At 73.7% G+C, this 24,157-nt stretch carries 20 protein-coding genes; 13 read left to right on the top strand and 7 right to left on the bottom strand.

Annotated features, from left to right (window positions below; translation table 11 throughout):
* Positions 1–17 precede the first annotated feature (17 nt).
* The 5 genes from meaB (at position 18) to A6V29_RS00210 (ending at position 7,472) form a co-directional block, all read left to right on the top strand.
* Entirely contained in the window at positions 18–1,022 is a 1,005-nt protein-coding gene (meaB, locus tag A6V29_RS00230) for a methylmalonyl Co-A mutase-associated GTPase MeaB (RefSeq protein WP_137158410.1), read from the top strand.
* 218 nt (positions 1,023–1,240) lie between these two features.
* Positions 1,241–3,583 (top strand): hypothetical protein, encoded by a 2,343-nt coding sequence (locus A6V29_RS00225; RefSeq protein ID WP_137158409.1) that lies wholly within the window; start codon positions 1,241–1,243, stop codon positions 3,581–3,583.
* A 74-nt stretch (positions 3,584–3,657) separates the two neighbouring features.
* Positions 3,658–5,208, top strand: a complete 1,551-nt coding sequence (mptB, locus tag A6V29_RS00220; RefSeq protein ID WP_137158408.1) for a polyprenol phosphomannose-dependent alpha 1,6 mannosyltransferase MptB — start codon at positions 3,658–3,660, stop codon at positions 5,206–5,208.
* A 25-nt stretch (positions 5,209–5,233) separates the two neighbouring features.
* Positions 5,234–6,004, top strand: coding sequence for a polyprenol monophosphomannose synthase (locus tag A6V29_RS00215; protein ID WP_137158407.1), 771 nt, complete (start codon positions 5,234–5,236; stop codon positions 6,002–6,004).
* Positions 6,005–6,068: 64 nt separating this feature from the next.
* Positions 6,069–7,472 carry an NAD(P)H-quinone dehydrogenase gene (locus A6V29_RS00210; protein WP_137158406.1) on the top strand — a complete coding sequence of 468 codons (1,404 nt, stop codon included), beginning with the start codon at positions 6,069–6,071 and terminating at the stop codon, positions 7,470–7,472.
* 43 nt (positions 7,473–7,515) lie between these two features.
* Here the strand turns inward: A6V29_RS00210 and A6V29_RS00205 are convergent, their stop codons facing one another.
* Genes A6V29_RS00205 through A6V29_RS00195 form a run of 3 tightly spaced genes read right to left on the bottom strand, consistent with a single transcriptional unit; the run spans position 7,516 to position 10,032 of the window.
* Positions 7,516–7,899, bottom strand: coding sequence for a GtrA family protein (locus A6V29_RS00205; protein ID WP_170977623.1), 384 nt, complete (start codon positions 7,897–7,899; stop codon positions 7,516–7,518).
* Positions 7,896–8,948: a glycosyltransferase family 2 protein gene (locus tag A6V29_RS00200; RefSeq protein ID WP_137158404.1), complete on the bottom strand. Its 1,053-nt coding sequence runs from the start codon at positions 8,946–8,948 to the stop codon at positions 7,896–7,898. Before A6V29_RS00200 ends, A6V29_RS00205 begins: the two co-directional genes overlap by 4 nt.
* Positions 8,929–10,032, bottom strand: a complete 1,104-nt coding sequence (locus tag A6V29_RS00195) for a DegT/DnrJ/EryC1/StrS family aminotransferase (protein WP_137158403.1) — start codon at positions 10,030–10,032, stop codon at positions 8,929–8,931. The genes A6V29_RS00200 and A6V29_RS00195 overlap by 20 nt, the downstream gene beginning before the upstream one ends.
* A gap of 497 nt (positions 10,033–10,529) precedes the next feature.
* Here A6V29_RS00195 and A6V29_RS00190 point away from each other — a divergent pair, with 497 nt between their 5' ends.
* Together A6V29_RS00190 and A6V29_RS00185 are read left to right on the top strand one after the other, a co-directional pair.
* Complete coding sequence (locus tag A6V29_RS00190; protein ID WP_137158402.1) at positions 10,530–11,159, top strand: sugar 3,4-ketoisomerase; 630 nt, start codon at positions 10,530–10,532, stop codon at positions 11,157–11,159.
* Between the two features lie 153 nt (positions 11,160–11,312).
* Positions 11,313–13,046: a reprolysin-like metallopeptidase gene (locus tag A6V29_RS00185; RefSeq protein WP_137158401.1), complete on the top strand. Its 1,734-nt coding sequence runs from the start codon at positions 11,313–11,315 to the stop codon at positions 13,044–13,046.
* A 69-nt stretch (positions 13,047–13,115) separates the two neighbouring features.
* On the opposite strand, the gene A6V29_RS00180 is transcribed toward A6V29_RS00185, so the two are convergent.
* The 4 genes from A6V29_RS00180 to A6V29_RS00165 are packed head-to-tail and all read right to left on the bottom strand — an operon-like array spanning position 13,116 to position 17,380.
* Positions 13,116–14,885 carry an acetyl/propionyl/methylcrotonyl-CoA carboxylase subunit alpha gene (locus tag A6V29_RS00180; RefSeq protein ID WP_212718875.1) on the bottom strand — a complete coding sequence of 590 codons (1,770 nt, stop codon included), beginning with the start codon at positions 14,883–14,885 and terminating at the stop codon, positions 13,116–13,118.
* 55 nt (positions 14,886–14,940) lie between these two features.
* A complete protein-coding gene (locus A6V29_RS00175; RefSeq protein ID WP_137158399.1) occupies positions 14,941–15,546 on the bottom strand; it encodes a Maf family protein in 606 nt (201 codons plus the stop codon).
* A complete protein-coding gene (locus tag A6V29_RS00170; protein WP_137158398.1) occupies positions 15,543–15,755 on the bottom strand; it encodes an acyl-CoA carboxylase subunit epsilon in 213 nt (70 codons plus the stop codon). Before A6V29_RS00170 ends, A6V29_RS00175 begins: the two co-directional genes overlap by 4 nt.
* Positions 15,752–17,380 (bottom strand): acyl-CoA carboxylase subunit beta, encoded by a 1,629-nt coding sequence (locus A6V29_RS00165; RefSeq protein ID WP_137158397.1) that lies wholly within the window; start codon positions 17,378–17,380, stop codon positions 15,752–15,754. Before A6V29_RS00165 ends, A6V29_RS00170 begins: the two co-directional genes overlap by 4 nt.
* A gap of 98 nt (positions 17,381–17,478) precedes the next feature.
* Here A6V29_RS00165 and A6V29_RS00160 point away from each other — a divergent pair, with 98 nt between their 5' ends.
* From A6V29_RS00160 to A6V29_RS00135, 6 genes are all read left to right on the top strand, one after another.
* Positions 17,479–18,306, top strand: a complete 828-nt coding sequence (locus tag A6V29_RS00160; RefSeq protein ID WP_137158396.1) for a biotin--[acetyl-CoA-carboxylase] ligase — start codon at positions 17,479–17,481, stop codon at positions 18,304–18,306.
* A gap of 136 nt (positions 18,307–18,442) precedes the next feature.
* The gene (locus tag A6V29_RS00155) at positions 18,443–19,030 is read left to right on the top strand and encodes a PH domain-containing protein (protein ID WP_137158395.1); all 588 of its coding nucleotides are present in this window, start codon (positions 18,443–18,445) and stop codon (positions 19,028–19,030) included.
* Positions 19,031–19,320: 290 nt separating this feature from the next.
* Positions 19,321–19,821, top strand: a complete 501-nt coding sequence (locus A6V29_RS00150) for a hypothetical protein (RefSeq protein WP_137158394.1) — start codon at positions 19,321–19,323, stop codon at positions 19,819–19,821.
* The gene (locus tag A6V29_RS00145) at positions 19,818–21,911 is read left to right on the top strand and encodes a LasA N-terminal domain-containing protein (protein ID WP_137158393.1); all 2,094 of its coding nucleotides are present in this window, start codon (positions 19,818–19,820) and stop codon (positions 21,909–21,911) included. The genes A6V29_RS00150 and A6V29_RS00145 overlap by 4 nt, the downstream gene beginning before the upstream one ends.
* A 105-nt stretch (positions 21,912–22,016) precedes the next feature.
* Complete coding sequence (locus tag A6V29_RS00140) at positions 22,017–23,177, top strand: exonuclease SbcCD subunit D (RefSeq protein ID WP_137158392.1); 1,161 nt, start codon at positions 22,017–22,019, stop codon at positions 23,175–23,177.
* A partial coding sequence (locus A6V29_RS00135) for an AAA family ATPase (RefSeq protein WP_137158391.1) occupies positions 23,174–24,157 on the top strand: 984 nt, incomplete at its 3' end. The genes A6V29_RS00140 and A6V29_RS00135, both read left to right, overlap by 4 nt.

The raw sequence follows: 24,157 nt of genomic DNA, 5'->3' as shown, positions 1-24,157 counted from the left end.
GCCCTGAAGGTGGCGGCGTGAGCCGCCCGGACGACGTCCCGGCGCTGGTCGAGGGGGTGCTCGCCGGTGACCGGCGTGCGGTCGCGCGCGCGATCACGCTGGTCGAGTCGCGGCGGGCCGACCACCGCGAGCGGGCCCAGGAACTGCTGGTCGAGCTGCTGCCGCATGCCGGGGGAGCGCGCCGGGTCGGCATCAGCGGCGTGCCCGGCGTGGGCAAGTCGACGTTCATCGACCAGCTCGGCGTCATGCTCACGGCCGAGGGGGCCAAGGTCGCCGTCCTCGCCGTCGACCCCTCGTCGGCGCGGTCGGGCGGGTCGATCCTGGGCGACAAGACCCGGATGTCCCGGCTCGCCGTCGACTCGAACGCCTTCATCCGACCGTCGCCGACGTCGGGCACCCTCGGCGGCGTCGCCCAGGCGACCCGGGAGTCGATGGTCGTCGTCGAGGCCGCCGGCTACGACGTCGTCCTCGTCGAGACGGTGGGCGTCGGGCAGTCGGAGATCACCGTCGCGGAGATGGTCGACTCGTTCCTGTTCCTGACCCTCGCCCGCACCGGCGACCAGCTGCAGGGGATCAAGCGCGGGATCCTGGAGATCGCCGACGTCATCGCCGTCAACAAGGCCGACGGCGACGGCGCGCCCGGCGCGCGTACGGCGGCCCGCGAGCTCTCCCAGGCCATCCGGATGCTCCGCGGTCACGGGGAGAGCTGGGAGGTGCCGGTCCTCACCTGCGCCGGGCTCACCGGTGAGGGGCTGGACCAGGTCTGGGCCAAGCTCGTCGAGCACCAGGACCGGATGCGCGCCTCCGGCGAGCTCGACGAGCGACGGCGCGGCCAGCAGGTGCGCTGGACCTGGCAGCTGGTCCGCGACGGGCTGGAGCACGCCCTGCGCACCCACCCCGGCGTCCGGGCGCTGGCGCCCGACCTGGAGAAGGCGGTGCTCGCCGGCGAGCTCACCCCGGCCCTGGCCGCCCGGCAGCTCCTCGACGCCTTCCTCTCGGCGGCCGTCAACACCGAACAGTGACGAACCGGTCCGCCCCTGCTGTGCCGAGGGGCGGGCGGGACAAGGCGGAAACCTTGCCAACTGTGACTGCAGGGGCCGGCGAGCCACCACCGTTCCTGTTCGGATTCGATCCGCCGGTTCGGCTGGAGTCGCCGGTAGCGTGACCTGCTGCCACCGGAGGTGCTCGCAGCGTTACGCGACGTAATGCCTGCCTCGGTGGCGCGAACACGGGAGACAGCATGACGAAGGCCCTGGCGTCGGCCACGGTCGAGACGGAGGCGGGGAACGCGCCGCACGGTGCCGCCGCCTCTCGCCGGGAGACATCGACAGGCGACCGCTCCGGGCGATGGGCCGGCGCTCTCCGCCGCCCGTGGGTCGTGCCCGCCGGCGTCGCCGGGCTCGCCTCCGTGCTGTTCGTCCTGGGCTTCGGTGGTGGTCCCCAGCGGATGAAGGTGCCGCTCGGCGGAGGGGACCTCCTGCCCGCGTACGCCACCGCGCAGATGTGGGCCGAGGGTCGGCCCTTCGGCAGCACGGCGCTCGGCTGGCCGTTCGGCTTGGAACTGCGCTACTACCCGACCGCCGACGTGCTGCCGAACCTGGTCGCCGGCCTGGTCACGTGGGTGACGGGCAACCCGTTCTTCGGGATCCACACGGTCTACGCCCTGTCGTTCCCGGCCACCGCCCTGGCGGCGCTCTGGGTGTTCCGGGTCGCCGGGCTGCGCGGCCCGTGGACTGTCGTCGGCTCGCTGGCGCTCACCTTCCTGCCCTACCACTGGTACCGCCTCGAGCACCTCTTCCTGGCCACGATGTACTCCGCCGTCCTCGGCGTGGGACTCGCGCTGCTCGTCGGCAACGGGACCGTCGAGCGCCGGCTCCGGTCGCCCGGCCGGTGGCGGTTCGTGCTGCTCCTCGTCGCGCTGGCCGTGGTGATCGGGGGCAGCGGCGTCTACTACGCGGCGTTCACCGTCCTGCTGTGCGCGGCGGCCGGCGTCTGGCGGCTGACGCGCGGCGTCGGCTGGCGGGACCTCCTGGTGGCCGCGGTTCCCCCCGTGCTCGTCACCGTGGTCCTGGCCGTCGTGCTGCTGCCCTCGGTGCTGTACAGCGCCGGCCAGCCGCCGCTGCAGCCGGTGGCGGAGCGCAGCCTGATCGACACCACCGTCTACTCGGGTGCCCTGGTCTTCGCCATGCTCCCCGCCCCCTTCTCCCGGCTGCCGGGCATGGGTGTCGTGAACGACTGGGTCAACGGCACCCACGAGTCCCTCGGCGCCGACGGGTTCGAGTTCAACGAGATGCACGGCGCCTCCAACTTCGGGTCCCTGGCCACCGTGGTCGCGTTGCTCGTCTGCGCCATCGGGGGGCTCGTGCTCGCCCGGCGCGCCGCCCGTGCCGGCGCGGAGGGACGACGCACCGCGCCGAGCGGACGGGGCGAGCTCGGTCTGGTCCTGTTCCTGCTCGCCGTCGCCGTGCTGTTCTTCGTCCCGTGGGGGCCGAACTTCCTCTTCGCCTACGCCGTCTCCCCGGACGTCCGGGCCTGGAACCGGCTGATCCCGGTGCTCTTCGTGCTGCTGCTCGTGGCGGCCGGACTGGTCCTCCGGCGGCTCGCGCCGACCCTCCGGCCGCGCCTGGCCGCGGGGCTGCTCGCGCTGGCGATGGTCGTGGTCGTCTTCGACTCGGTGCTGCCCGCGCGCAGCTTCTTCGGCGAGGCGGCAGCCGCGGGCGCGCCACTGAGCGGCACCGGGTACACCTACGCCGCCGCCCTGAACGAGGCGGTGCCCGGGGAGTGCGGCGTCCTGCAACTGCCCTACGTCGAGTTCCCCGAGGTGCCCCCGAAGCAGGGGCTCGGGAACTACGACCTGCTCTGGCCGGCCATCACCAACCCGGACAAGTCCTGGTCCTTCGGCGCGATGAAGAACACCGCGGCGAGCGCCTGGACGGCGGCCGTGGGCGACGACATCGACGCCGCCGACGTCGGACCCCTCGTGGCGGGTGGGTTCTGCGCGGTCCACGTCGACCTGGCGGGCTACACCGGCGACGACGGCGAGGCGCTGACCTACGAGCTGGACCGCCTGCTCGGCGCGCCGGTGGCCACCGGCGCCGACGGTCAGTGGCTCGCCTACGAGCTGCCCGGGCACGGCGAGGGCGTGCTCGACGCCGAGGAGCTCGTCGACGCACCCGGTTCGATCGGCACGTTCTACTCCCCGCCGACCATCACCGCCGGCGAGGGCGCACCGACGTGGCCCAAGGTCGACGTCTTCCACAGCACCTACTCGCTCACCGAGCAGCGGGCCGAGTTCCTGGTCGAGTCGCTGGACGGCGGAGCGGAGTTCAGGTCGCTCACCGGTGAGCTGCGCAGCGGCGAGTGCGGCGACCACCGCGTCGAGCTCGCGCTGGTCGCGGACGGCGCGGAGGTGTCGACGACCGTCGAGCTCGACGCCGGTGAGGTGAAGGCCTTCGACCTCGCCCTGGACGACCCGACCCGTGCCGCTCGGCTGGTCGTGCGCACGTCCGGCCCCGTGTGCGAGGGGACGCCGGACCAGGACCCGGAGTCCGTCGCCGTGATCGACCTGCGCGCGCAGGGCTGAGCGGGCCGGCGTTGCTAGGGTTTTCCCGGTCCTCGCTGGACCTGCGGCCCGCCGAGGGCAGGCCGGCCCAGGACGTGCACGAGACCACCGGCAGAGGTCAGGAGAGGACCGTCAGCGCACGAGTCGCCGGGAGCGCGGACCGGCTCGCGGATCCTTCGGCGGACCAGCGCGCCCGAGGCACGACCGGCGGCACGGTCGCCGTCCTCGTCCTCGCCGGCCTGCTCGGGGTCACGGCGGCCACCTACCTGGTCATCGCCGGTACCACGCTCGGTTCGCACCTGTTCGTGCCCGAGCTGTGGTTCTTCGAGAACAGCGAGGCGCTCGCCCCCCGGACGATCGGCGAGACGGCCGCCAGTACGTGGAACGCCGTCGCGCTGGGGGTCTGGGCCGTGGCCTGGCTGCTCCTGCTCGTCGCGGTGCGCCGCGGGGTGGCGGCGGGCTGGCTGCTGCTCGTCGGCGGCGCCTGGTCCGTGCCGCTCGCGGTCGGTCCGCCGCTGTTCAGCGGGGACGCGTACTTCTACACCGCCATCGGTGCGGCGGTGCACCTCGGCGTCGACCCGTACGAGAACGGGCCCGGAGTCCTGGGCGACGAGTGGGCGGTGCGCGGCGCGGAGGAGTTCTGGCGGGACGAGCCGACCCCGTACAGCCCCCCGTTCGTCTTCCTGCTCAGAGGGCTGGCCCGCGTCTTCCACGCGGATCTCATCTCCTCGTTCGTGACCCTGCGCGTCCTGTCCGTCCTCGCCCTGCTGGTCTCCGCCTACGTCCTGGTCCAGATCGCCCGCGACCTCGGGTTCGCGGCGAACCGCGCGGTGTGGCTGGGCGTCCTGAACCCCCTCGTGCTGCTGCACGTCGTCTCGGCGGCGCACAACGACGCGCTGATGGTGGCGCTGCTCCTGCCCGGGCTGCTGCTGGCGCTGCGCGGACGCCCGCTGCTGGGTGTGCTGTTCTGCGTGGCCGCGGCGGGGATCAAGGTGATCGCCCTGGTGGCCGTCTTCGTGATCGGTGTCGACCACGCCCTGAAGCAGACCACCTGGCCGGGCCGGCTGCGCGCGCTCGCCGTCACGGGCGGCCTCGGCGCGGGTGCGTTCGCGCTCACGGTGCAGTTGTCGGGCTTCGGCTGGGGCTGGCTGGACAACCTCGACACCCCGGGAAAGGCGTCCGAGCCGCTGGCGCCGGCGACGGCCCTGGCCATGGCGCTCGACTGGCGCGACCCACCGATCGACGGTGTCCGGCAGGGCTTCCTGATCGCCGGCGTCGTCCTCGTCCTGGTCTACAGCGGGCTCGCGAAGCGGTGGGGACTGCTCCGCTCGACCGGGTGGGTGTTCGTCGTCGTGATCGCGACCGGCTCGGTCGTCTGGCCCTGGTACCTGCTGGTGCCCACGATGATCTTCGCGGCCGCCGGCACCCGGTCGGAACGGGTGATGGTCGCGGTGTGGTCGGTGCTCCTGCTGTTCGCCACGCAACCGGGCGGCCAGTCCGTCCTCGGCCTGCTGTCCCGCCCCGAGGTGGACCACGTCATGCTGTGGACCTACGTCGTCCTCGTCATCGGCGGCCTCGCCTGGGCGATGAGGAACCGACCGTGGCGCCGGCAGGAGGCGGAACCCGCACCTGCCGACGTGTCCTGACCTGCCCGACCCGAGAAGAGGCACCGTGCGCGTCCTCGTCGTCACGCCGACCTACAACGAGGTGGAGAACGTGCGCCGGCACGTCGAGGCGGTCCTCGCCCGCCCGTCGCGGCCCGACGTCCTCATCGTCGACGACGGGTCCCCGGACGGCACCGCTGCCGAGGTCAGGGCGCTCGCGGCCGAGCACCCGGGGCGCGTCGAGCTGCTCGAGCGGTCGGGGAAGCTCGGTCTGGGCACCGCGTACGTCGCCGGCTTCCGGTGGGCGCTGGCCGAGCAGCGGTGGGACGTCGTCGTGCAGATGGACGTCGACGGCTCGCACGACCCCGAGGCCATCGACGACCTGCTGGCCCGCATCGACGACGCCGACCTGGTGATCGGCTCCCGCTACGTCCCCGGGGGGCAGGTGGCGGACTGGCCCTGGAGCCGGCGCACCGTGTCGTGGGTGGGCAACCTCTACGCCCGGACGGTGCTGCGGAACCGGATCCGTGACCTCACCGGCGGGTTCAAGGCGTGGCGGACCGACCTGCTGACCCGGCTGGACGTCGACTCCTTCGGCGCGAACGGCTACGGCTACCAGATCGAGACCACCTACCGCGCGCTCCAGGCCGGTGCGCGGGTGGTCGAGGTGCCGATCGTCTTCCGCGACCGCGAGGTGGGGGAGTCGAAGATGAGCACCGGCATCGCCCTGGAGGCGGTCTCCGCCGTCTGGCGGATCCGGCTCCGGCCCGCCGCGTCCGCGGTCCCGCGCGGGCGGGCCCGGTCGGGGCCCGACGACGCCACGCAGCCCCGGCCCTGAGGCCGTCGCCGCACCGACGCGGGATGATGGGCCGGCAACCCCCGCACTGCATCGGAGAAGACCCATGACCCGCATCGTGATCATCGGCGGCGGCCCGGCCGGCTACGAGGCCGCCCTGGTGGCCGCCCAGCTCGGTGCGCAGGTCACCGTCATCGAGCGCGACGGGATCGGCGGCGCCAGCGTCCTGACCGACTGCGTGCCGTCCAAGGCGCTGATCGCTTCGGCCGGAGCGATGACCTCGGTCCGCGACTCGGCCGTCCTCGGGGTGCAGGGCGCGGAGCTCGCGTCCGTCGGCCTGGACCTGCCCGCCGTCAACCAGCGGGTCAAGGGCCTGGCTGTCGCCCAGTCCGCCGACATCCACTCCCGGCTGGCCGCCGAGGGCGTGCGCATCGTCGCCGGCCAGGGCCGGCTCTCCGACGAGATGCGGGGCCTGGCCGCGCACCGCGTCCAGGTGGTCGACCGCTCCGGCGAGGTCGCCGAGGAGCTGGAGTGCGACGTCGTCCTCATCGCCACGGGCGCCGACCCCCGGGTGCTGCCCGGCGCCGAGCCGGATCACGAGCGGATCCTCGACTGGCGCGACGTGTACGACCTGGCGGAGCTCCCCGAGCACCTCGTCGTCGTCGGCTCGGGCGTGACCGGCGCCGAGTTCGCCTCCGGCTACCTCGAGGCCGGCGTGCCGGTGACGCTGGTCTCCTCCCGCGACCGCGTGCTGCCGGGCGAGGACTCCGACGCCGCCGAGGTGCTGGAGGAGGTCTTCCAGTCCCGCGGCGGGCGGCTGCAGCGCGGCCGGGCGGCGGGCGTCCGGCGCAGCGAGAAGGGCGTGGTGGTCGAGCTCACCGACGGGCAGACCGTCGAGGGGTCCCACGCGCTGATGACCGTGGGCACCGTGCCGAACACCGGGGGGCTCAACCTCGAGCAGGCCGGCGTCCAGCTGACCGAGAGCGGGCACGTCGTCGTCGACCGGGTCTCGCGCACCTCCGTGCCCGGCATCTACGCCGCCGGCGACGTCACCGGCGTCTTCCAGCTCGCCTCGGTCGCGGCGATGCAGGGCCGGATCGCGATGTGGCACGCGCTCGGCGAGGCGGTCGCGCCGATCAAGCTCAAGACGGTGGCCGCCAACGTCTTCACCCACCCGGAGATCGCGACCGTGGGCGTCCAGGAGGCGCAGGTCGCCGCCGGGGACGACATCGAGGTGGTGCGGCTGCCGCTGGCGACCAACGCCCGCGCCAAGATGAGCGACCTGCGGGACGGCTTCGTCAAGCTGTTCGCCCGCCGCTCGACCGGCGTCATCACCGGGGGCGTCGTGGTGGCGCCGGGCGCCTCGGAGCTGATCCTGCCGATCGCGCTGGCGGTGACGAAGGGGCTGACCGTCGCCGACCTGACCCAGACCTTCGCGATCTACCCGTCGCTGTCGGGGTCGATCACCGAGGCCGGACGCCGGCTCATGGGCGCCGACCACCTGGCCTGAACCGGCCTGAGCCGGCCTGAACGGCGCAGCGTCGGAGCGCCGCTCAGGAGGACGCGGGGACCGAGGACGGGGCGGGCCTGAAGACCACCCGGCCACCGAGGAAGTTCAGCGGCGCGGTGACCGCGAGGACGACGAACGACGTCAGGACGGCGGACGGGTCGGTGACCGCCTGCAGCACCTGGATCACCGACAGCCCGACCAGGTACACCAGCAGGTACCAGCCGACGTAGAGCGCGCCGGTCCGCCACTGCAGCCGGGCGCCGAACACCACCGTGGACGTGAGGACCGTGGTGTAGACCAGCCCGGCCGCGAAGACCACCGTGTAGGCCAGCGTGGCGGGCAACCACTGCTGCAGGACGATGAACAGCAGCAGGGTGACCGCCGTGTTGCTCCCCCCGACCAGGAGGAAGCGCCACAACTGCTTCACCTGCCCGCCTGCACCGGCTCGTGCACCGCGTCGTGCCGCGGCTCGGAGGTGGTGGACCCGCCACCGTGGAAGTGCTCGTGGTGCAGCGTGACGGCTCCGGGGCGGTGCTTGCTGTTCTCGTACGTGCGCCAGACGTAGGAGCCGACGATGCCCAGGGCCAGCAGGATCGCCGAGCAGACCAGCAGCAGCATGAGCATGAGCGGGGTGTAGCCCTCCACCTGGACGTCGCCCATGGCCCAGGCGGTGAACACCGCGACGCCGGCGATCGAGGAGCCCAGGACGCCCAGGACACCGCCGGTGATCAGCAGGGTGATCGGCAGATCGGTGAACGAGAAGACGCTGTCGCTCATGTAGCGGAGCTTGCGCCGGAAGGACCAGCCGCTCTTGCCGTGCTCGCGCTCGTTGCGGACGTACGGCACCTCGACGCGCCGGAAGCCCAGCCAGTACAGCAGGCCGACCAGGCTGGTGTGCGACTCGTCGAGCCGGACGAGCTCGGTGACCACCTGACGGGTGCAGCCGAACATGTCCACCCCGCCGGGCGGCAGCTCCTTCTGGACGAAGCGGCCGTAGAACGCCCAGTAGGTCTTGGCCAGCAGCGAGGACATGGCCGGGTCCTTCCGGCCGCTGCGCACCCCCACCGCCACGTCGTGGTCCCCGGTGGTCAGCCGGGCGAAGAGCTCCTCGACCAGCGAGACCGGCTCCTGCAGGTCGGCCGCCATCGTGGCGATGTACTCGCCTCTGGCTGCCCGCAGTCCCGCCTGGGTGGCGGAGAGTGCGCCGTAGTTCCGCGACAGGGAGAGCAGCTGCGCCCGCAGCCCGGAGGTCGGCAGGAGTTGGCGGAGCAGCGCCAGGGAGCCGTCGGGGGAGCCGTCCACGACCAGGACGGCCTCCATCGGGCCGTCGAGGTCGCCGGCGAGGGTGACGAGCCGGTCGAGCAGCATCGGGATGGTGGCCTCGTTGCCGTACACCGGCACGACGACGCTGTAGCGGACGGACTCGGTTCCGGGCGCGGGCAGCGCGTCGGTGGGCTCAGAGCTTGCGGAGGACATCGCACACCCGCCCGATCTCGTCGTCGGTCATCTCGGCGAAGCACGGGAGCGTCAGCACCTGCTCGGCCGCGCGCTCGGTGACGGGGAGGCTGACCGCCGCGTTGGCTGCGGCGAGCACCGGCTGGCGGTGGTCGGGCACCGGGTAGTGCACATCGGTGCGGATCCCCGCCTCGGTGAGCGCGGCGCGGTCGGCCTCCCGCGTCTCCGTGACCATCACGGCCAGGTGGCCGACGTAGGCGGTCGAGTCGACGTCGGCGCCGTGCACCATGCGCCGGACGCCGTCGCCGAGCGCCTCGGCATACCTGCCCACGATCTCGCGCCGCCGGGCGTTCCAGGCGTCGAGGTGGGGCAGCTTGATCCGCAGGGCGGCCGCCTGGATCTCGTCGAGCCGGCTGTTGCGGCCGTTCGGCAGCGACACCGTGTACTTCGACGACCAGCCGTACTGGCGGAGGCTGCGCACCAGCTGCGCGCGATCGGGGTCGTCGGTGACGACGGCGCCACCGTCGCCCAGGGCGCCGAGGTTCTTGGTCGGGAAGAAGCTGAAGGCGGCCACGTCGGCGAGCGATCCGGCCGGCCGGTCGCCGTCCCTGGCCCCCGCGGCCTGGGCGCAGTCCTCGACGAGGGCCACCCCAGCGGCCCGGCAGAGGTCCCGCAGCGGGCCCACGTCGGCGAGCCGGCCGTAGAGGTGGGTGACCACCACGGCGCGGGTGCGCGGGGTGAGCACCGGCTCCACCGTGGCCGCGGTCAGCAGCAGGGTGGCGGGGTCGACGTCCGCGAACCGCGGGGTGAGCCCGGCCTTGAGGGCGGCCGTCGCGGTGTACATGCTCGCGTTGGCGGCGGTGACGACCTCGTCGCCGGGTCGGCAGCCGACGCTGAGCAGGGCGAGCTCGAGCGCGTCGGTGCCGTTCCCGACCCCGATGCAGTGGGCGGCGCCCGTGGCCGCGGCGAACTCCTGCTCGAAGGCGTCGTGCTGGGGGCCGAGGACGTACCAGCCGCTCGTCAACACGCTGCCGAGGGCGGCGCGGAGCTCGCCCTCGAGCGACTGGGACTGGCGGCTCAGGTCGTTGAGCGGGACGTCTGCCATGGAGCTGGGGGAACCTCTCGGTGCTCACGGAGCGCCCGCCGGTGGCGGCCCCGCTGGGTCGTCGGCGCGCATCCCGGGAGGGACGAACCGATCCGTCGCAGTGACGATACGGAGCGATCGGTGGTCGCTGCTGGTCACTGTGCCATGACGGACGGGCGCGTCGTCCCACCCGTCCCACTCCTCCCGCGGCTCCCCACGGAGCCGGTCGAGTGCCGGTCGAGTGCCGGGTCGAGCGCCGGTCGAGACGTGGTCCGCGGACCGGGGTCCCCGGCCGAACTGCTGGTGCGGATGTGACCCACGGGGGCGAGGGTGCGCGCCTCCCTCGTTTCGCCCCGGCTGGGCGTCCGGTGCGCCTTAGGGTCGGCCGCGAGGTGGAACTGTCCGGTCCGCTCGCCCGTCGCGCCGGCCCCGCCGGCCGTCAGGCGCGCCCCCGGGACAGGAGCACGGACATCGAACCGACTGCACGGCCACCCCGACGAGGACCAGGAGGAACGACCATGAGCGCCGCCGTCCACGCGAGGAGCCTGGAGACCGACCCGATGCGGGAGGCCGCCGACATCCGCCCCCTGGCCGGCGCGCGGTCCGGCAGCCGACTCGGCGCGCCGGTCGCCGAGGTCGCGCCCGTCCACGTCGTGGGCCTCGACGACGCCCGCCCGCCCGTCCCGCGGTCGGCCGAGGCGCGCCCCGGCGCGCTGCCGGAGAGCCGGGTGGTCGGTGCGGAGATCGTCCGCATGACCCGGGTGGACGACCCCCGCGGCAGCCTGGTGGCGGCGAACTTCGAGACCGACCTGCCGTTCGTTCCGCGGCGCTTCTTCACCGTCTTCGGCGTGCCCTCCGACGACGTCCGCGGGATCCACGCGCACCGTCGCTGCCACCAGCTGCTGGTCTGCGTGCAGGGCAGCCTCACCGCCGTGGTGGACGACGGCCGCGAGCGCCAGGAGTTCGTGCTCGACAGGTCCGACGTCGGCCTGCACATGCAGCCGATGGTGTGGGGCACCCAGTACCGCTACTCGCCCGACGCCGTGCTGATGGTGCTGGCGTCGGACCCGTACGACGCCGATGACTACATCCGCGACTACGACACCTTCCTGGTCGAGGTCGCGCAGCGGGAGACCCTCGGCGGCTGACTCGGCGCCCGCACGCTCGCGGGCGCGAGGGGTTGGTGTTCCTGCCGTGCCCCTCGCTGTCGGTGAGCACGCTGGGACTCGAGTGCCGACGGTTTCGACTGGATTCCGCCGATCCGGTGCCGACGCGCGCGGAGCCCGCCGATTCAGGAGGGGATGTCTCCTCTCCGCGGTGCCCGTCTCCCCGCCCGACTGCTGCAGGGCCTCGTCGTCAGCGGCACCGTCGCGGCGGTCGCGGTGGGGCCGGCCATGGCCGTCGCCTCCGCCGAGGAGCCGGCCGGCACGACCGTCGTCGGCCGCCTCGTGCAGGCGGTCGCCGAGTCCGAGCACCACGACGACGCGCACACCGCGCACACCGAGTCGCTCACCTGGGTGGAGACCGCCGCCGGCGCGGTACCGGTGGCCAGTGACGACGTGGCGGGCGTGCCGTCCGGCTCCACGGTCACGCTGAACGTCGACGGCGACGTGGATGGGGCCGACGGGGACGGGGCCGACGGGGACGCGACCGGCACCGACGGCGGGGAACCCCTGCCCGTGCTGGACACCGAGGAGGTCGTCCCGCCGACGCCGGCCGCCGTCCTGCCGGGCCCGGTCACCAACGAGGTGACGGTGGTCCTGGTCGCACCGGCCGGCACCGCCCCCGATGCAGGCGTCACCCCCGACCAGATCGCCGAGCTCGTGCGCGTCCCCGTGGCGGAGTTCTGGTCGACCCAGACCGACGGCGCCGTCCGGGTGGGGGTCGGCTCCGCGCACGACTGGATCGCCACCGCCGCGGGCTGCGCCGACCCGCGGGGACTGTGGGACGAGGCCGCGGCGGCCGTCGGGTTCCGGCCCGGCCCCGGCAAGCACCTCCTGCTGCGGCTCAGCAGCCAGACCGCCGCGCAGGCCGGCTGCTCCTACGCCCTCGCCGAGGTCGGCACGGGTCCCGGATCGGGCGGGCGGCTCTACGTCCGCGAGCAGCTGGCCTCGGTGATCGCGCACGAGCTGGGCCACAACTTCGGGCTGAACCACTCCTCCGCCGTGCAGTGCGACGGCGCCGTCGAGACGGGCTCGTGCCGCACCGCCGCCTACCGGGACCTCTACGACGTCATGGGCGCCTCCTGGCGGGAGCTGGGGTCGCTGAACGCGCCGCAGGCGGCCCGGCTCGGCGTGCTGCCGGCGGACCGCACCGTGCACCTCGGTGTGGGCGGGGCGGCCACGAGCGTCGCCCTGGCGTCGGTGTCGGCCCCCACGGGCGTGCGCGCGGCCCGGCTCACCGCTGCGGACGGCACCGACTACTGGCTGGAGTACCGGACGGCCACCGGGCAGGACGCCTGGCTCGGAGGCGCGGCCAACCGCTACCGGCTCGACAGCGGCGTCCTGCTGCGGCGCTCGGCGTCCTTCCCGGACTCCTCCGTGCTGCTCGACGGCACGCCGGGAGCCGCGGCCGGTTGGGAGACCGACTTCCAGGCCGCGCTCCCCGTCGGCGTGCCGATCCCGCTCGCTGGCGGGGACTTCACGGTGACGGTGAGCGCGCAGGCCGACGGCGCCGTGCTCGAGGTGGTGCCCCGGACATCGACGACGGCGGAGGGCGCGCCCGCTGCGGCCGGGTCTGCCGCGCCACGCGACAACGGCGCCGGTCGCCTCCAGGCATCGACCGGCCGCCCCGGTCCGGGGCCGGTGTCGCCGGCCGACGGCGCGGCGACCGCACCCGCCGCTGTGGACCCCCGGACGGTGCCGTGGTTCACGACCTCCGAGGCGGCCGTCGTCGACAGCCCGATGCTGGAGCCGCTGGGTAGGTCGACGTCGTCCGGCGGCCTGGTCACCGCGATGACGGTGGCCGTGGCCGGTGCCGCGCTGGCCGGGACGACGCTGCTCCTCGTCCGCCGGGCGAGGCTCCGCGTCCGCTGACGGGGCGCGCCCCGGACGCCAGGAGGCCGGACCCGACGAGCGGATCCGGCCTCCTGCGTGGTGCTCGAGCTACTCGGCGGCGTCGGCGTCGGCGATCGTGCAGATGACCGCCCCGCTGGTGACGGCGGCGCCGACCTCGGCGGACAGGCCGGAGATCGTCCCGCTCTTGTGCGCGGTGATCGGCTGCTCCATCTTCATCGCCTCGAGGACGACGACCAGGTCGCCGGCCTCGACGGTCGCGCCGTCCTCGACGGCGACCTTCACGATGGTGCCCTGCATCGGCGAGGTGAGGGAGTCGCCGGAGGCGCCCGATCCGCCGCCGCCACCACCGCGCTTGCGCGGCTTGGCAGCGGCGCCGGGGGCGGCCCCGCCGCCACCGGCGGCGAGGCCCGCGGGCAGGGACACCTCGAGCCGGCGGCCGCCGACCTCGACGACGACGGTCTGCCGCGGCGCGGCCTCCTCGGCGTCGGCCGGGGCGGCGTCGTACGGCGGCACCTGGTTGTCCCACTCGGTCTCGATCCACCGCGTGTGCACGGTGAACGGCTCGGTGGTGAACGCCTCGTCGCGGACGACGGCGCGGTGGAACGGGATGACCGTGGGCATGCCCTCGACCACGAGCTCGTCCAGCGCGCGGCGGGCCCGCTGCAGGGCCTCCTCGCGGGTGGCGCCGGTGACGATCAGCTTGGCCAGCATGGAGTCGAAGGCCCCGGCGACCTCGCCGCCGGTCTCCACGCCGGAGTCCCAGCGCACGCCGGGGCCCTGCGGGATCTCCAGCCGCTCCACCGGGCCGGGCGCGGGCATGAAGTTGCGGCCGGCGTCCTCGGCGTTGATCCGGAACTCGATGCTGTGGCCGCGCGGCTCGGGGTCCTCGGTGATCTCCAGCGGCAGGCCCTCGGCGATGCGGAACTGCTGGCGGACCAGGTCGATGCCGCTGGTCTCCTCGGAGACCGGGTGCTCCACCTGGAGGCGGGTGTTCACCTCGAGGAACGAGATGGAGCCGTCGGCGCCGACGAGGTACTCGACCGTGCCCGCGCCGTAGTAGCCGGCCTCGGCGCAGATGGCCTTGGCGGACTCGTGGATCCGGGCGCGCTGCTCGTCGGTGAGGAACGGCGCCGGCGCCTCCTCGACCAGCTTCTGGTTGCGCCGCTGCAGCGAGCAGTCGCGGGTGCCGACGACGACGACGTTGCCGTGCTGGTCGGCGAGCACCTGTGCCTCGACGTGCCGGGGCTTGTCGAGGAACTTCTCCACGAAGCACTCGCCGCGGCCGAAGGCGGAGACCGCCTCGCGCACCGCGGAGTCGAACAGCTCGCGGATCTCGCCCTTCTCGCGGACCACCTTCAGCCCGCGGCCACCGCCGCCGAACGCGGCCTTGATGGCGACCGGCAGGCCGTGCTCCTCGGCGAAGGCGACGACCTCGTCGGCGTCCTTCACCGGGTCCTTGGTGCCGGGGACCAGCGGGGCGCCGGCCTTGGTGGCGATGTGCCGGGCCTGCACCTTGTCGCCCAGCGCGACGATCGCCTCGGGGGAGGGGCCGATCCAGGTCAGGCCGGCGTCGATGACCGCCTGGGCGAAGTCGGCGTTCTCCGAGAGGAAGCCGTAGCCGGGATGGATCGCGTCGGCGCCGGACTGCTTGGCGGCGTCGAGGATCTTCTCGATGACCAGGTAGGAGTCGCCGGGGGTCGTGCCGCCCAGCGCGAACGCCTCGTCGGCGACGCGGACGTGCAACGCGTCGCGGTCGGGCTCGGCGTAGACGGCCACGCTGGTCAGCCCGGCGTCCTTGCATGCACGAGCCACGCGCACCGCGATCTCACCGCGGTTGGCGATCAGGACCTTCTGCACCGGGCTCTCCTTCATCCGTGGACCGGTCGAACTGTAGTGAGGGGTGGGACGGGGTTCAGCGCCGCCACAGGTCGGTGATGGCCAGGCCGCGCTTGGCCAGCTGGGTGCGCAGCAACGTGAGCGAGAGCCCGACGACGGCGGCGGGGTCGCCCTCGACGCGGCGGACGAACGGCGCGCCGAGGCCGTCGAGGGTGAACGCGCCGGCGACGGCCAGCGGCTCACCGGTGGCCAGGTAGGCCTCGATCTCCGGCTGCGTGGGCTCGGCGAAGTAGACGACGGTGGAGGCGACGGAGATGTCGCGGCTGACCACGGCCCCGCCGCGGACGTCGAACAGCGCCTGCCCCGTGTGCAGGACGCCCGAGCGCCCGGACATCCGCCGCCAGCGGTCACGGGCGTCGGCGGCGTCCACCGGCTTGCCCAGCGGCTTGCCGGCGAACTCCAGCAGCGAGTCCGCGCCGATCACCAGCGCGTCGTCCTCCCGCTTGGCGACGGCGGCGGCCTTCGCCGCCGCCAGCAGCGCGACCTGCTCGGCCACTCTCGGTGCGGGGAACGCCGACTCGTCGACGTCGCTGACCACGACCTCGGGGGCGAGGCCGGCCTGCCGGAGGAGGGAGAGCCGAGCGGGGGAGGCCGACGCGAGGACCAGCTTGCGGTCGCTCATGCCGGGCTGCCCGCCGCCCGCCAGCCGCCGGGACCCACCTGCGCCGGACGGCGGTGCGCGCGCCCGTAGGCCGCCCAGCCGCCGATCGGGGTCGGCCGGCGCCGCTCGCGGCGCTGCGACAGCACCGCGACGACGACGGTCAGCGCGGCGAGCTCCTCCGCGGTCGGCTCACCCTTGACCACACGGAGCAGCGGCGCTTCCTCCTTCACAGCGGGATGTTCCCGTGCTTCTTCGGCGGGAGGGTCTGGCGCTTGTTGGCCAGCACGCGCAGCGCCTTGGTCACCTGGACGCGGGTGTGCGAGGGCGGGATCACGGCGTCCACGTACCCGCGGTCGGCGGCGATGTACGGGTTCGCGAGGGTGTCCTCGTACTCCGCGATCAGCTCGGCACGGCGGGTGTCGGGGTCCTCGGCCGCGGCGAGCTCCTTGCGGTAGAGGATGCCGACCGCGCCCTGCGCGCCGACGACCGCGATCTGCGCCGTCGGCCAGGCCAGGTTGACGTCGGCGCCGAGGTGCTTGGACCCCATGACGTCGTACGCGCCGCCGTAGGCCTTGCGGGTGATGACGGTGACCTTGGGGACCGTGGCCTCGGCGTAGGCGTAGATCAGCTTCGCGCCGCGGCGGATGATCCCCTCCCACTCCTGCGAGGTGCCCGGCAGGAACCCGGGGACGTCGACGAAGGTGAGCACCGGGATGTTGAAGGCGTCGCAGGTGCGCACGAAGCGGGCCGCCTTCTCGCTGGCGTCGATGTCCAGCGTGCCGGCGAACTGCGTCGGCTGGTTGGCGACGACGCCGACCGGCCGGCCCTCGACCCGGCCGAAGCCGATGAGCAGGTTCGGCGCGAACAGCGGCTGCACCTCGAGGAACTCGCCGTCGTCGAGCACGTGCTCGATGACCGTGTGCATGTCGTACGGGGTGTTCGCCGAGTCGGGGATGAACGTGTCGAGTTCGAGGTCGGAGTCGGTGAGGGCGTCGGGCAGCACGGTCTCGACCTGTCCGACCTCCACCGTGGGCAGCGGGTCGAGGTTGTTGCTCGGGAGGTAGGACAGCAGCGCCTTGACGTAGTCGAGCGCGTCGGCCTCGTCCTCGGCCAGGTAGTGGGCGACGCCGGACTTGGTGTTGTGCGTCCGGGCGCCGCCGAGCTCCTCGAGCGTGACGTCCTCGCCGGTCACGGTCTTCACGACGTCGGGGCCGGTGATGAACATCTGGCTGGTCTTGTCGACCATCACGATGAAGTCGGTGAGCGCGGGGGAGTAGACGTGACCGCCCGCGGCCGGGCCCATGATCAGCGAGATCTGCGGGATGACACCCGAGGCGTGCACGTTGCGCTGGAAGATCTCGCCGTAGAGGCCGAGGGAGACCACGCCCTCCTGGATCCGCGCGCCGCCGCCCTCGTTGATGCCGATGACCGGGCAGCCGTTCTTGATCGCGAAGTCCTGCACCTTGACGATCTTCTCGCCGTAGACCTCGCCGAGCGCGCCGCCGAAGACGGTCACGTCCTGGGAGAAGATCGCCACCGGGCGGCCGTCGACGGTGCCGTAGCCGGTGACGACGCCGTCGCCGAAGGGACGCTTGGCGTCCATGCCGAAGTTCGTGGACCGGTGGCGGGCGAACTCGTCGAACTCGGTGAACGAGCCGGGGTCCAGCAGCGCCTCGATCCGCTCGCGGGCGGTCATCTTGCCCGCCGCGTGCTGCTTCTCGACGGCGCGCTCGGAGCCCGCGTGCTGGGCCTCCTCCACGCGTCGCTCGAAGTCTGCCAGCTTCCCCGCCGTCGTGTGGATGTCGATGTCCGCGGGAACCTGTTCCCCGGCGCTCTCGAGATCGGCCGCGCTCACGTTTCCTCCTCTGACGCACGTGGGCCGCGGTGGATGCGGCGCCGCTGTGGTCGTGCCCGACCGAGCACGCCCGGCCACGGGTTACGTAGCGTAGGGGAGTGCCCGACGCGTCCTCACCTCGATGGTCGGATCTGCAGCGGCCGCCGCTCGACGCAGCCGCCCTGGCCGCCGCACTCACCCGCGACAGCAGCCTCTGGCGGACCGTCGACGTGGTGCCCGAGGCGGGGTCGACGAACGCCGATCTGATCGCCGCGGCCGGGCAGGACGCGCCGGAGGGCACGGTGCTCGTGGCCGAGCACCAGGTGGCGGGCCGCGGGCGGCTGGACCGGGTCTGGACCTCACCGCCACGTGCGGGCCTGACGGTCTCGGTGCTGCTGCGCCCCGACGTCCCGGCCGCGCGCAAGGGCTGGCTGCCGCTGCTCACCGGGGTCGCGCTGGCCGAGGCCGTGGGGGAGTCCACCGGCGTCCTCGCCTCGGTGAAGTGGCCCAACGACCTGCTGGCCCGCGACGGCCGCAAGCTGGCCGGCATCCTCGCCGAGAGCTCCGGCGCGGCCGTCGTCGTCGGCACCGGGCTGAACGTCTCCACCACGGCGGCCGAGCTGCCCGAGACCGGGACGTCGCTCGCCGAGGTCACCGGCGGGACCGTCGACCGGGCTCCCGTGCTGCTGGCCTTCCTGCGCGCGCTCGAGCGCCGGTACCTGCGCTGGGTCGAGCACCTCGGCGACCCGATCGGCTCCGGCCTGGCGGCCGACTACCTGCGCTGGTCCTCGACGGTCGGGTCGACGGTGGAGGTGCACCTCCCCGACGGGTCGCTGCTGCACGGCGTGGCCGAGGCGGTCGACTGGGACGGCCGGCTGGTCGTGCGGACCGAGGCGGGCACGGTCGATCTGGCCAGCGGGGACGTCCGCCACGTCAGGCCTGGATGACCTGGCAATCGTGCGCTGGTGAACGCCATTCCCCTGGGGTGAGGTGCGCCAGCGCACAGTCGCGTCCGGGCCCACTCGGCGCGACAGGGCGGCGCGGGTCCGCCGCCCGTCCTGCTCCCTCCGTCATCCTGGCGGGGTGGCCTACCCGGACAAGCTGCTCGCCGAGGACGAAGAGGTCGTCCGGCACCTGCACCCTCACTGGCTGACCGTCTTCTGGCCGGTGGTGCGGTTCCTGCTGATCGTCGGCGGCACGTCCTTCGCGGCCGCGCTGATCCCGGACGGCCGGCAGCAGGGTGTCTACCGCATGGCGCTGGTGGGCGTGGCCCTCGTCCTGCTGCTGGTGACCGTCGTCGTGCCGCTGCTGCGCTGGCGCAGCACGCACTACGTGATCACCACCCACCGGCTGCTCTTCCGCGAGGGGATCCTGGCCCGCCGCGGCCGCGACCTCGGCCTGGCCAGGATCACCGACGTCTCGTACGCGCAGAGCTTGTGGGAGCGGCTCGTCAGGTCGGGAACGCTGACGATCGAGACGGCCGGGGACGGCGGCGCGACGGTCCTGCGGCGCATCCCCGACAGCGAGTCCGTCCAGCGGCTGATCAACGTGATGGTCGAGGAGGACGCCGACCGGCGAGCGCAGGAGAACGCCGCTCACCTCCGCGGCTCGTGGCCCGCGGAGGAGGGGCCGGGTGACCCGTACCCGAACACCGGGACGCGGGTGTTCTGAGCGACTCCCGTCCGGCCGATGGGCCGCTGACCTCGCACGTCGTCGGCGATGCGAGCCGGGCGAGGCGGATGTGACGGGTGCGGTCACGCCCGGGTCACGGTTCGCGCGCCGCGGACCCGGAGCGCCGGCACGGACACGCGGATCCGCTAAGGCTCGGAATGCACTCACTTGCCGTTCCGCGTCGGTACATTCCGTGCTCGGCCGTATCTGGAGCGTGAGCACGCCCCGGGTGCAGGTGTGAGCAGGACGGGCCGCTGTCAGCGGCCCGACGACCGACAGAGGGACACGACGTGCGCAACACGAGCAGGAGCGCCGCGCTGACCGTCGCGCTGGCGACGGCGGTCTTGGCCGGCTGCTCCAGCGGGGACGACGCGACCGAGGCCGACACCGCGGCCCAGAGCGCGCCGGGGACCTACGGGTCGCCGGCAGCTCCGGAGGCCGCCGACCCGACCGACGTCGCCACCGACCCGGCTCCGACGTCGCCGGCGGTCGGCGAGGGGTCGGTCCGGATCACCTACGCCGACTGGAACCCGCAGGCGCGGGCGGTCGAGGCGGGCGGGATCGTGCCCGACATCGTGGAGGCCGGCGGCGTCTGCACCCTCACGCTGTCGATGGGCGGGGCGTCGGCGACCGCGACCATCGAGGGCCTGCCCGATGCCCGCTCCACCAACTGCGGCGGGCTCGTCGTACCGGGCGAGGGCCTCTCCCCGGGCACCTGGACCGCCGTCATCGACTACGAGTCGGCCCGCACGTCGGCGTCCTCCGAGCCGGTCGAGGTGCAGATCCCGTGAGCCGAGCGCTCGTGCGTCTGCTCACGCTCGTAGGGCTCGTCGCCGCGGTCCTGGTCGCCCCCGCCGCGGGGTCCGCGCCGACGAACTCCGCGGACGCTGCCGACCTGCGCTTCTTCGACCCCGGCCACATCGTCTCCGACGCCGTCTTCTACGACGCGCTGGCGATGGACGCGGGCGCCATCCAGCACTTCCTCGACTACCGCGGGGCCAGCTGCGTCGACGGCGCGATGCCGTGCCTCAAGCGCTACGCGCAGGCGACGTCGACCCGCGCCGCGACCAACCTCTGCGACACCTACCATGGCGCCGGGTGGGAGAGCGCCGCGACGATCATCGCGAAGGTCTCCGTCGCCTGCGGGATCAGCCCGCGCGTCCTGCTGGTGATCCTGCAGAAGGAGCAGGGCCTGGTCACGGCGACCCGGCCGACCACCCGGCAGTACCAGATCGCCATGGGCATGGGCTGCCCGGACACCGCCGCCTGCGACACCCAGTACTACGGGTTCGCCAACCAGGTCTACAGCGCCGCGGCCCAGTACCGCCGCTACCAGGTGAACCCCACCCGGTACGGCTACGTGGCCGGCCGGAACAACACCATCGGCTGGCACCCCAACGCCGCCTGCGGCTCTTCGACCGTCTACATCGCCAACCAGGCCACCGCCGGGCTGTACAACTACACGCCCTACCGGCCCAACCAGGCGGCGCTCAACGCCGGCTACGGGCTCGGGGACTCGTGCTCCTCCTACGGCAACCGGAACTTCTGGAACTACTTCACCGACTGGTTCGGCTCGACCCACTCGCTCGGCGGCGCCGCGCTCTACGCGAAGGCCCAGGAGCCGGCGATCAAGGCCATGGTGGGCGCTCCGGCGACCTCCTTCCTCTGCGGCCTGTCCCAAGGGGGCTGCTACCAGCTCTTCGAGAAGGGGAAGATGCTCTGGACGCCGCTGACCGGGGCCCATCCGGTCACCGGGGCGTTGCGCGCCTCCTACGAGGCGCGGGGCAACGAGAACGGTGGCCTCGGCTACCCGATCAGCGATCCGAGCTGCGGGCTGAAGGATGACGGCTGCTACCAGCTCTTCCAGAACGGCCGGCTCTACAGCAACGCGAGCACCGGCACGTGGATGGTGCGCGGTGGGAACCTCGAGCTCTGGCACACCCACGCCCTCGAGAACGGGCCGCTGGGCTACCCGGCCACCGACGAGATCGGCGGGCTGACCCGCGGCGGCTCGTACCAGGTCTTCCAGGGCGGCAAGATCTACTGGAGCCCCGTGGCCGGTTCCCGTGTCGTCTCGGGGGTGATCCGCACCGGCTACGACGCGCGCGGATCGGAGAACGGTGGTCTGGGCTACCCGCTGATGGACACCGCCTGCGGGCTGCGCGACGGCGGCTGCTTCCAGTGGTTCGAGGGCGGGACGATCTACAGCAGCAACTCCACCTCGCCGCAGTGGGTCTTCGGCGGGATTCGCGAGAAGTGGGACAGCCTGGGGCTGGAGAACGGTCCGCTGGGCTACCCGACCAGTGACGAGCAGGATGCCCTCGGCGGTGGTCGCATGCAGACCTTCCAGAACGGCTCGATCTACTGGAGTCCCCGGACCGGGGCGCGGGTGATGTCGGCCGCGATGACGGCCGGGTTCGACGCCCGGGGCGGCATCGGCGGCGGCCTCGGCTACCCGGTCAGCGACACCGTGTGCGGGCTGCGCGACAGCGGTTGCTACCAGGTCTTCCAGGGCGCGCGGATGTACAGCAGTGCCAGCACCCCGGTGCACCGGGTGTTCGGTGGCATCAGCGAGAAGTGGGACGCCCTGGGGCTGGAGAACGGGCCGCTGGGCTACCCGGTCAGCGACGAGACCGGTGGGCTGGCCGGCGGTGGCACCTACCAGCTGTTCCAGGGCGGGGCCATCTACTGGTCGCCGACCACGGGCGCGCAGCCGGTCAGCGGGGCCATCCGGGATGCCTGGGCCGCCGCGGGTGCGGAGAGCAGCGCCCTCGGCTACCCGGCGGAGGACGGTCGCTGGGTCGCCGGCGGGATCAGCCAGCGGTTCCAGCACGGCACGCTGACGTGGGACAGCGCCACGAACACCGTCACCGCGTCCTGACCGTCAGGTCCGGGCCGGGCGTCGACGTCCCCCTGGCGCGCTGTGACGGTTCCGTCACGGCGCGCCTGGGGGGTTCTGTCGTACCCCCCGCTTAGGTTCCGGCCCATGCGGCTGCTGCACACCTCCGATTGGCACATCGGCCGGACGCTGCACGGCACCGATCTGCTCGCCGAGCAGGAGGCCGTGCTCGGCGAGCTGGCCTCCGTGGTCACCGCCGAGTCGGTGGACCTGGTGGTCGTCGCCGGCGACATCTACGACCGCGCGGTCCCCTCGGCCGATGCGACGGCGGTGCTCGACCGCGTCATCGGACGGCTGCTCGCTGCCGGCGCACAGGTGGTGCTGACACCGGGCAACCACGACTCCGCCCGCCGGCTGGGCACCTTCTCCGGGCTGCTCGCCGCCGCCGGGCTGCACGTCCGCGCCGTGACCCCGGCGCTCGACGAGCCGGTGCTGCTGGCCGACGAGCACGGCGAGGTCGCCGTCTACGGCATCCCGTACCTCGAGCCGGAGGTGGCCCGCCACGAACTGGGCCTCGCCGGACGGGGCGAGGCGGCGGTGCGCGGGCACGAGGGCGTGCTCACCGCCGCGATGGAGCGGATCCGTGCCGACCTCTTCCTGCGGCCCGGCGTCCGGTCCGTGGTGCTCGCCCACGCGTTCGTGGGCGGGGGCGTGCCGACCGAGAGCGAGCGCGACATCTGCGTGGGCGGCGTCGACCTCGTGCCGGCCGGAGTGTTCGACGGCGTCGACTACGTGGCGCTCGGGCACCTGCACCGACCCCAGACGCTCAGCCCCCGGCTGCGCTACAGCGGCTCGCCGCTGGCCTACTCCTTCGGCGAGGCCGGGCAGCAGAAGCAGGCGTGGCTGGTCGAGCTCGGCGCCGACGGGCTCGGCGAGGTCCGTGCCGTGCCGCTGCCCGCACCCCGCCGGCTCTCGGTGCTCACCGGCGAGCTGGCCGAGCTGCTCGCCGCTCCCGAGCACGCGGCCGTCGAGGAGCACTTCGTGTCCGCCCGGCTCACCGACACCGTCCGCCCCGCCGATCCGATGCGCCGGTTGCGCGAGCGCTTCCCGCACTGCGTCCACCTGGAGTGGACGGGCGCCGGCGCCGCGGCCGACGGCCGCAGCTACCAGGACCGGCTGCGCGGGCGCAGCGATCTGCAGGTGGCCGAGGAGTTCGTCGACCACGTCCGCGGCGCGGCGCCGAGCGAGGCCGAGCGGGAGCTGCTCGCCCGTGCGCTGGCCGCGGCGGCGCGCGAGGACGCCGCGTGAGGGTCCACCAGCTGGGGCTGACGGCGTTCGGTCCGTTCGCCACCCGCGTCGAGGTGGACCTCGACGACGTCGGTCGCGACGGGTTGTTCCTGCTGTGGGGGCCGACCGGGGCGGGCAAGACGACGCTGCTCGACGCGGTGGTCTTCGCCCTCTTCGGCACCGTCCCGGGCGCACGGGGCGAGGAGAAGCGCCTGCGCAGCGACCACGCCGCCGACGACGTCCGCACGGAGGTCGAGCTCGAGCTGACCCTGGGCGACGAGCGGCTGAGGGTGACCCGCCGGCCGGAGCAGCAGCGCCCGAAGCGCCGCGGGGAGGGATGGACGACCGAGCAGGCCCGGCTCGTCCTCCAGCGGTGGGCCGGGGATGCCTGGGAGCCGGTCAGCACCCGCATCGACGAGGGGTCGGAGTACCTGCGCACCCGCTTGGGGCTCTCCGCCGAGCAGTTCTGCCAGGTGGTCCTGCTCCCGCAGGGCGACTTCGCGCGGTTCCTGCGCGCCGAGCCGGAGGACCGTGCCCGCCTGCTGCGCACCCTGTTCGACGTCGGTCGCTTCGCCCGCGTGGAGGACTGGCTGGCGGGCGAGCGCGCCGCGGCGCGGGACCGTCTGGAGCGGGTCCGTGCGCGTGCCGGGACGCTGGTGTCGCTGGTCGCCCAGGTCGCCGACGTGACGGTGCCCGAGGAGTTCGCGCTGGAGCTGGTGGGCGCCGCACCGGGGTCGCCGGTCAGCGCGTGGGTGCGCCGCGTCCGTGCCGAGGCCGAGGAGGTCGCGGCCCGCGCCACGGAGGCGGCGGAGGCAGCCGGGGAGCGCGCCCGTGCCGCCGAGGCGGCGCTCGCCGCAGGTCGCGCGGAGGAGGAGTGCCACGTCCGCCTGGAGCGGGCACGCGCCGAGCTGGGCCGTCTCGAGGCGGCCGCGCCGGAGCTGGAGCCGGCACGGGCGGCGCTCGACGCGGCTCGCCGGGCCGAGCCGGTGCGCGACGTCCTC

Source organism: Blastococcus sp. CCUG 61487, from assembly GCF_005222955.1.
Lineage (GTDB): Bacteria > Actinomycetota > Actinomycetes > Mycobacteriales > Geodermatophilaceae > Blastococcus.
The sequence above is the reverse complement of the archived record's forward strand: the minus strand, read 5'-3'. Positions and strand labels throughout refer to the sequence as shown.

Coding starts and splice junctions, on each gene's coding strand:
- A6V29_RS00190 (WP_137158402.1), top strand. CDS start 10,530: ATGAGCGCCGCCGTCCACGCGAGGAGCCTGGAGACCGACCCGATGCGG.
- A6V29_RS00185 (WP_137158401.1), top strand. CDS start 11,313: ATGTCTCCTCTCCGCGGTGCCCGTCTCCCCGCCCGACTGCTGCAGGGC.
- A6V29_RS00195 (WP_137158403.1), bottom strand. CDS start 10,032: ATGGCAGACGTCCCGCTCAACGACCTGAGCCGCCAGTCCCAGTCGCTC.
- A6V29_RS00140 (WP_137158392.1), top strand. CDS start 22,017: ATGCGGCTGCTGCACACCTCCGATTGGCACATCGGCCGGACGCTGCAC.
- A6V29_RS00200 (WP_137158404.1), bottom strand. CDS start 8,948: ATGTCCTCCGCAAGCTCTGAGCCCACCGACGCGCTGCCCGCGCCCGGA.
- A6V29_RS00210 (WP_137158406.1), top strand. CDS start 6,069: ATGACCCGCATCGTGATCATCGGCGGCGGCCCGGCCGGCTACGAGGCC.
- A6V29_RS00175 (WP_137158399.1), bottom strand. CDS start 15,546: ATGAGCGACCGCAAGCTGGTCCTCGCGTCGGCCTCCCCCGCTCGGCTC.
- A6V29_RS00225 (WP_137158409.1), top strand. CDS start 1,241: ATGACGAAGGCCCTGGCGTCGGCCACGGTCGAGACGGAGGCGGGGAAC.